2 protein-coding genes are annotated in these 1,861 nt (G+C 73.0%); both read left to right on the top strand.

Going from position 1 to position 1,861, the window contains the following annotated elements:
- Positions 1-28 precede the first annotated feature (28 nt).
- Positions 29-1,027 (top strand): segregation and condensation protein A, encoded by a 999-nt coding sequence (locus CR470_RS37700; protein WP_097872249.1) that lies wholly within the window; start codon positions 29-31, stop codon positions 1,025-1,027.
- Complete coding sequence (gene scpB / locus CR470_RS37695) at positions 1,024-1,692, top strand: SMC-Scp complex subunit ScpB (protein ID WP_097872247.1); 669 nt, start codon at positions 1,024-1,026, stop codon at positions 1,690-1,692. Before CR470_RS37700 ends, scpB begins: the two co-directional genes overlap by 4 nt.
- Positions 1,693-1,861: the final 169 nt, after the last annotated feature.

The raw sequence follows: 1,861 nt of genomic DNA, 5'->3' as shown, positions 1-1,861 counted from the left end.
ACAGCCGCCGCCCCACCCCTGGACCACCATGCCCCCGCCCGACGACCCCGCCGCCCCGCGCCGCCGTGCCCTGGGGCGGGGGCCCGGGGCGGTGTCGGAACCGCCCGTGGGGGCGGAGGAGGCGGCACCCGAGGCCGTACCGGAGCCCGGGCTGGAAGCCCGACCGGAGGCGGCACCGGAGCCGGAAACGGACGACAAGCGCTTCACCGTCCGGCTGGTGAACTTCGAGGGCCCCTTCGACCTCCTCCTCCAACTGATCTCCAAGCACAAGCTGGATGTGACCGAGGTCGCCCTGTCGAAGGTCACCGACGAGTTCATGGCGTACATCCGTGCCATGGGCCCCGACTGGGACCTCGACCAGACCACCGAGTTCCTCGTCGTCGCCGCCACGCTGCTCGACCTCAAGGCCGCCCGGCTGCTGCCCGCCGCCGAGGTCGAGGACGAGGCGGACCTCGCGCTCCTGGAGGCGCGGGACCTGCTCTTCGCGCGGCTGCTCCAGTACCGCGCGTACAAGCGGATCGCCGAGATCTTCCAGGGCCGCCTGGAGTCGGAGGCCCGCCGCCACCCCCGTACGGTCGGCCTGGAGGACCAGCACGCCGCGCTGCTTCCCGAGGTGGTCATCAGCATCGGGCCCGAGGGCTTCGCCGGGCTCGCGGTGAAGGCGATGCGGCCGAAGCCCGAGCCCCAGGTGTACGTGGACCACATCCACGCCCCGCTGGTCAGCGTCCGGGAGCAGGCGGGCCTGGTGGTGGAGCGGCTGCGCGAGGCCGGGGCGGCGGTGAGCTTCGCGGTGCTGACCGAGGACGCGCCGGACACCCTGACCGTGGTCGCCCGGTTCCTGGCCCTGCTGGAGCTGTACCGCGAGAAGGCCGTCGCCCTCGACCAGGACGAGGCGCTGGGCGACCTGCTGGTGACCTGGTGCGGCGGGGCGGACGCGGAGCCGGTGGTGACGGACGAGTTCGACCAGGAGATCCAGGAGATCCAGGAGCCGAACGGGGCCGTCGACGAGGAGGACGTACGGGAATGAGCGCGCAGCCCACCGCACAGGACGGCGGACCGGACGACGAGGGCGCGGTCGCCGCGCTCGATCTGAAGCCCGCCCTGGAGGCGGTCCTCATGGTCGTCGACGAGCCCGCCACCGTCGACCACCTGGCCAAGGTGCTCCAGCGGCCCCGCAGGGCCGTGGCGGACGCGCTGCGGGAGCTGGCCGACGAGTACACCGCGCAGCGCCGGGGCTTCGACCTGCGGCTCGTCGCCGGCGGCTGGCGGTTCTACACGCGCCCCGAGTACGCGGCGGCCGTGGAGGGCTTCGTCCTGGACGGCCAGCACGCCCGGCTCACCCAGGCCGCGCTGGAGACCCTGGCGGTGGTCGCGTACCGGCAGCCGGTGAGCCGCTCGCGGGTCTCGGCGGTGCGCGGAGTGAACTGCGACGGCGTCATGCGGACCCTCCTCCAGAGGGGCCTGGTGGCGGAGGCGGGCGCGGAACCCGAAACAGGTGCGATCCTGTACAGGACGACGAACTACTTTCTGGAGCGAATGGGCCTGCGCGGCCTGGACGAGCTCCCGGAGCTCGCGCCCTTCCTCCCGGAGGCGGACGCGATCGAGGCTGAGACGCTAGAGGGTGTGCCGTCGTTCGATCCGGACGCACCGGACACCCCGGATACTCACGCAGACGACAAGACGGAATTTTGATGCGAAGCAGTGGCAGGAACAGCGGAAGCGGCAACGGCGGGGGCGGCAACCGGAGCAGCGGCGGCGGCAACCGGAACCCCCGGAGCGGCGGCGCGAGCAGCGGCGGCCGCAGCGGCGGCGGGTCCTTCCGCCAGGGCCAGGGCCAGGGCGGCGGCAGTCCTGTCTCTTA

Origin of the sequence: Streptomyces sp. rh34, from assembly GCF_002551245.1 — a bacterium.
Taxonomy (GTDB): Bacteria; Actinomycetota; Actinomycetes; order Streptomycetales; family Streptomycetaceae; genus Streptomyces.
Note: the sequence above shows the minus strand (reverse complement) of the source record. Positions and strands in the feature narration are given on the sequence as shown.

Bases quoted from the DNA above. Each gene is read 5' to 3' on its own strand.
- CR470_RS37700 (WP_097872249.1), top strand. From the start codon at position 29: ATGCCCCCGCCCGACGACCCCGCCGCCCCGCGCCGCCGTGCCCTGGGG.
- scpB (WP_097872247.1), top strand. From the start codon at position 1,024: ATGAGCGCGCAGCCCACCGCACAGGACGGCGGACCGGACGACGAGGGC.